Here is a 4,891-nt window from a genome sequence, read left to right on the forward strand (position 1 = left end):
ACGATTTCATCTTTGTCCCATTGGCCTGGCATTTGCCATGGCCGTTCCTGGTACGGCATTTGCCGACCAGGAATGCCTGGCCAATGGAAAATCCTACCAGATCGGTCAGGTCGCCTGCCTGACGGTGGCCGAGCAGAGCCATCTGGCCCGCTGCGATATGGTGCTCAACAACACCTCGTGGACGAAGATCGGGGATAGCTGCCCGGAAAACACGCTGGCGCCACACCCCCATGTCACGCCGATCTCGACGCCGGCGCCCAGCATGGTGCCGACGGAGCCGATCGCGAACTGAGCCAATCTCCCGCTTCGTGGGGGAGATCGGCAGTTCAGCCGCCAGCAAAACTACTGGTCCGCGTTGTTGCCCTTGGTGAGGATATCATCGGCCAGCGAGATCGCGGTGCGGCGGTCGGCCTCGCCGGCGGTGGCAAATGCCTCTTCCTGCATGCCGCGGATCCAGGGCTGGTCAGCGGGCGAAGCGCGTTCGAGCGCTGCCGTCATCATCGCCAGGCCGCGAACGATCTTGCCGCTCTGGAACAACAGATGGCCCAGCGTCGCCTGGGCGCCGGCATGGCCTTTCTCGGCGGCGAGTTGGAACCAGCGCCCGGCCTGCTTGACGCTGGCCTTCACCCCGCCCTCGCCCTTCAGGAACATCTGCCCCATCTCGAACTGTGCGTTCGGGTTGCGGTAGTTGGCAGCCGCGCGCATGTAGTATTCCTGGGCCGCCACCTCGTTCTCGGTGACCGGGCTGCCGGGAATGCCCGTGCGCAAATAGTCGCCAAGCGCCACCAGCGCATCGGAGACATAGCTTTCCTCGGGCGAGCCGGGCTCGACATCCTGGTCGACGATCTCGGAGAAGAACTTGAACGCCTCATAGTCGTCGCGCGCCACGCCGTCGCCCTCGGCATACATGCGGGCAAGCTTCCAGGTGGCGCCGATCTGGCCGTTTTCGGCGGCGTATTTGTAGGCCTCGGCAGCCTGCTCCTTGTGGCCGTTCTTGTAGGCGGAGAAGCCGAACTGGAAGACCGCCCAGGGGCTCGATTGCGGCTTCACCCCGGTCTTGTCGTCGAACACCTTGTCGTCGAAGGCCATGGCCTGGCCGACGGCGCCAAAGGTCGCGCCAAACGTGGCGGCCACGACCAGTGCCGAAAAGACAGATGACCTCAACAACTCAGATGTCCGCATAACAGTGTGTTTCTTTCGCACCGCCCGGATGGGTCACCGCGCCATCGCGCGCTGGCCCCACCGTCTGTGCATATTTCCATATCGCGCCCGACTGATAATCGGTCGCGCGCGCCTTCCATGTCTTTGCCCTCGCCGCCAGTTCGCTATCGGACAACGCCACGTCGATCGTGCCGTTCACCGCGTCGATCGAGATCACGTCACCATCCCTGAGCAGTCCGATCGGGCCACCCACGGCTGCTTCGGGGCCGACATGGCCGATGCAGAAACCGCGCGTCGCGCCCGAGAAGCGCCCGTCGGTGATCAGAGCCACCTTGCCGCCCATGCCCTGGCCGTAGAGTGCTGCCGTCGTCGACAGCATCTCGCGCATGCCGGGGCCGCCGCGCGGTCCTTCGTAGCGAATGACGAGAACCTCGCCTTCCCTGTAGTTGCGATGCGTCACCGCCTCGAAACATTCCTCTTCTGAATCGAAGCAGCGTGCCGGCCCGGAGAATTTCAACTCCGCCATGCCCGCGACCTTCACGATCGCGCCTTCGGGGGCCAGGTTTCCCTTCAAGCCCACGACACCGCCGGTTTGGGTAATGGGTCTGTTGGCCGGGCGGACCACATCCTGATGCTCATTCCAGACAACGTGCTGCATGTTTTCGGCCAAAGTGCGGCCAGTCACCGTCATGCAGTCGCCATGCAGATAGCCGTGGTCGAGCAGGGTCTTCATCAGCAGCGGAATGCCGCCGGCCTCGAACATGTCCTTGGCGACATATTTGCCGCCCGGCTTGAGGTCGGCGATGTAAGGCGTCTTCTCGAAGATCTTGGCCACGTCGAACAGGTCGAACTTGATGCCGGCCTCGTGCGCGATCGCCGGCAGATGCAGTGCCGCGTTGGTCGAACCGCCGGTAGCCGAGACCACGGTCGCCGCATTCTCCAGCGCCTTCAGCGTGACGATGTCGCGCGGCCGGATATTTCTGGCGATCAGCTCCATGATCTTTTCGCCCGAGGCGAAATTGAACCGGTCGCGCATTTCATAGGGTGCCGGCGCGCCGCAGGAATAGGGCAGCGCCAGGCCGATCGCCTCGGCGACGGTCGCCATGGTGTTGGCGGTGAACTGGGCGCCGCAGGAACCGGCCGAGGGACACGCGACCTGTTCGATCTCAAGCAGTTCGTCATCGCTGATCGTGCCGACCGAGTGCTGGCCGACCGCCTCGAAAACATCCTGCACGGTGATCTGGCGGCCGCGATAGCTGCCGGGCAGGATCGAACCGCCATAGATGAAGATCGACGGCACATTGAGCCGCACCATGGCCATCATCATGCCGGGCAGCGACTTGTCGCAGCCGGCGAGCCCAACCAGCGCGTCGTAGCAATGGCCGCGCATGGTGAGCTCGACCGAATCGGCGATGACCTCGCGCGACACCAGGGACGACTTCATGCCCTGGTGACCCATGGCGATGCCATCGGTGACGGTGATGGTGCAGAATTCGCGCGGCGTGCCGCTGGCGGCCGCGACGCCCTTCTTGACCACCTGCGCCTGGCGCATCAGCGAAATGTTGCAGGGCGCCGCCTCGTTCCAGCAGGAGGCGACCCCGACCAGCGGCTGCGCAATCTCGGCCGCCGACAAACCCATGGCATAGAGATAGGAACGATGCGGCGCACGCGCCGGACCGACGGTCACATAGCGGCTAGGGAGCTTAGCCTTGGAGATGACTTTGGCGTCCATACTCTTCCTTGCCCCATCTTCCCTGCAAATGGGGCGGAGCGGCCTGCCCCCTCGCCGAGCCTTTTGGCGCGTGTCCCGAGACAAGATCGAGGTGCGCCGGGTTTATGGCGGGAAATGGGCAATTTCCTCAGCCTGACCTCTACCGCAGGGGTTGTTCAGAAAGTGTTGCCAAAACGTCACAATAGCAGGAGGGCGACAACAGCGCGGCTTATGTGCACGCGGCCTATATGAATGGCGCACGGGCAAGAGCCGCCCAAATGAAAAAGGCCGGGTATTGCCCGGCCTTTTTGTAAAATTCTCAACAGGTTAGAACTTGATCTTGATACCGCCGGAAAATGCCGTGACCAGATCGTTGCCAAAATCGTAGGTGGCGTCGTCACCAATAATTTTTCCGTTCTCGCCAATCACTATGCCGGAATGACCACTGGTGAGCACACCGACTGCACCGGCCAGGCGAACCTCAATGTTGGGCTTCGGCGTATAAGCGACGCCGCCACCCAGCGTCCAGGTGTCGGTCTGCGCGCCGAAGCCATGCGAGGTGCCGCGATCCCAAGTCAACTGACCGGCTCCACTCCACTGATCGTTGAACTTGTGGCCGATACCACCTGATACGGTCCAGCCATCACGATACATCAGGTCAAGGGAGGTTGCCTCTGCCGGGCCGTTGGTGAAGCAAAGTGAGGACGGAGCCCCCACCGGGCAGATAGGAACGCTCTGCAGCAAACTCCAGTTCACCCACTTGATCGAACCGAAGGCAAGCCAGCCGGGAGCGATACCCGACTGCAACTTCAGCTCCACGGAATCAGGCATGTACTGTGTTGATCCGTAAATATCGGTAACGCCTCTGCCAATACTGGTGAGGTCGAGCGCACCCGAGATATTGTCGAGCTTGACTTTCGAATTGTAGACAAGGCTCGCGCGCAACGCGATGTCGGGGATTTCATAAGCGACGCCTGCGCGCCAACCCCAGCCACTGGCCTCGAGATCGACACGGCCTGTCAATGCTGGGAGTACGTTTACCAAGCTTTCTTTGAATCCCGAGATGTCTTGGTAAAACAGCCCGCCGATAAAACGAAGTTGGCCCTTGCCCGCATCAAATTTATAAGAGCATGTACCAGCGTAGTTGTTGCTCTTGATATCGGTTTCCGTATTGGAAAGCGCACCATTCCACATGCCAGGTGCGGTATGCGCGCCCCAGGGCTGCGAATAATCGACCATACAATCCACGCCTTGCACGACCTGGACCTTCATTCCCACGCGCGGAACCCAATAGCCCTCGGCTCCGTCGGCCGAGGTGCCCAAGCCGAGATCGGCTCCGCCTGGACCGCGCGCATTCTCGTACTTGCGGTCCGGCATCACATAGGTCGCTTCCGCTTCGGTCGCGAACGGAGCCGGATCGAACAGCAGATCGATATCGTAGCCGCCACGCTCCAGGCCGCCGGCATGTGCCGGATTCATCGCCGTCCCGATCAAAGCCAGCGAAAAGCAGCCCGCCCCCAGCAGCGCCTTCAGTCGCAGAATAGTCATGAAATGTCCTCCCCGAATTCGAGTGCACCAAGCTAGAACCAATTCAGGTTAACGGTGCAACAACGAATTCGCGGGCGTACATGTACACACTGGCCAGCCGCATTTTCGAGGAAATGCAACCGGGTGCGGCAAGGCCGAAAAATGGTCTGTGAAGGCTGAGCGGCTCTCAAAAAACAGGGAGAACCATCCAAAAAGGCTCGAAAACAGGCCTTTTTTGGGCTCCAGGAGCCCCATTGTTACATTATGGCAACAATGGGGCTAAAACTTCCGTTTACGTCAATATTAACGCAACGGAATGCTGATTTTCCAGGCGGAAAACCAGCATTTTAGAGGGGTCTAAAGTCTCCCGAATCTACCCTCAGCCGGCGTCGCGAACCCTGGCCAGCGCGCCGGCCGAGATCGTCGATGCCGAGCGTGAAAAGCTCGCCGAATACCGCGATGCACAGGACAAGCTGTCGATCGCGCTGGCCA

4 protein-coding genes are annotated in these 4,891 nt (G+C 61.1%); 1 reads left to right on the forward strand and 3 read right to left on the reverse strand.

Annotation, left to right across the window (positions count from 1 at the left end; translation table 11 throughout):
- On the forward strand, positions 1-292 hold a 292-nt coding region (locus tag EN879_RS24320; protein ID WP_127274293.1), incomplete at its 5' end, for a hypothetical protein.
- A gap of 50 nt (positions 293-342) precedes the next feature.
- Here EN879_RS24320 and EN879_RS24325 read toward each other — a convergent pair.
- From EN879_RS24325 to EN879_RS24335, 3 genes are all read right to left on the reverse strand, one after another.
- Complete coding sequence (locus EN879_RS24325; protein WP_013531284.1) at positions 343-1,182, reverse strand: tetratricopeptide repeat protein; 840 nt, start codon at positions 1,180-1,182, stop codon at positions 343-345.
- On the reverse strand, positions 1,169-2,893 hold the full coding sequence (gene ilvD, locus EN879_RS24330; RefSeq protein WP_024503842.1) for a dihydroxy-acid dehydratase: 1,725 nt from the start codon (positions 2,891-2,893) through the stop codon (positions 1,169-1,171). The genes EN879_RS24325 and ilvD overlap by 14 nt, the downstream gene beginning before the upstream one ends.
- A gap of 306 nt (positions 2,894-3,199) precedes the next feature.
- Positions 3,200-4,420 (reverse strand): OmpP1/FadL family transporter, encoded by a 1,221-nt coding sequence (locus tag EN879_RS24335; protein WP_013531282.1) that lies wholly within the window; start codon positions 4,418-4,420, stop codon positions 3,200-3,202.
- Between the last annotated feature and the right edge of the window lie 471 nt (positions 4,421-4,891).

The sequence above is a fragment of the Mesorhizobium sp. M7A.F.Ca.AU.002.02.1.1 genome (assembly GCF_003998535.1).
Lineage (GTDB): Bacteria > Pseudomonadota > Alphaproteobacteria > Rhizobiales > Rhizobiaceae > Mesorhizobium > Mesorhizobium ciceri.

Bases quoted from the DNA above. Each gene is read 5' to 3' on its own strand.
- EN879_RS24335 (WP_013531282.1), bottom strand. From the start codon at position 4,420: ATGACTATTCTGCGACTGAAGGCGCTGCTGGGGGCGGGCTGCTTTTCG.
- EN879_RS24325 (WP_013531284.1), bottom strand. From the start codon at position 1,182: ATGCGGACATCTGAGTTGTTGAGGTCATCTGTCTTTTCGGCACTGGTC.
- ilvD (WP_024503842.1), bottom strand. From the start codon at position 2,893: ATGGACGCCAAAGTCATCTCCAAGGCTAAGCTCCCTAGCCGCTATGTG.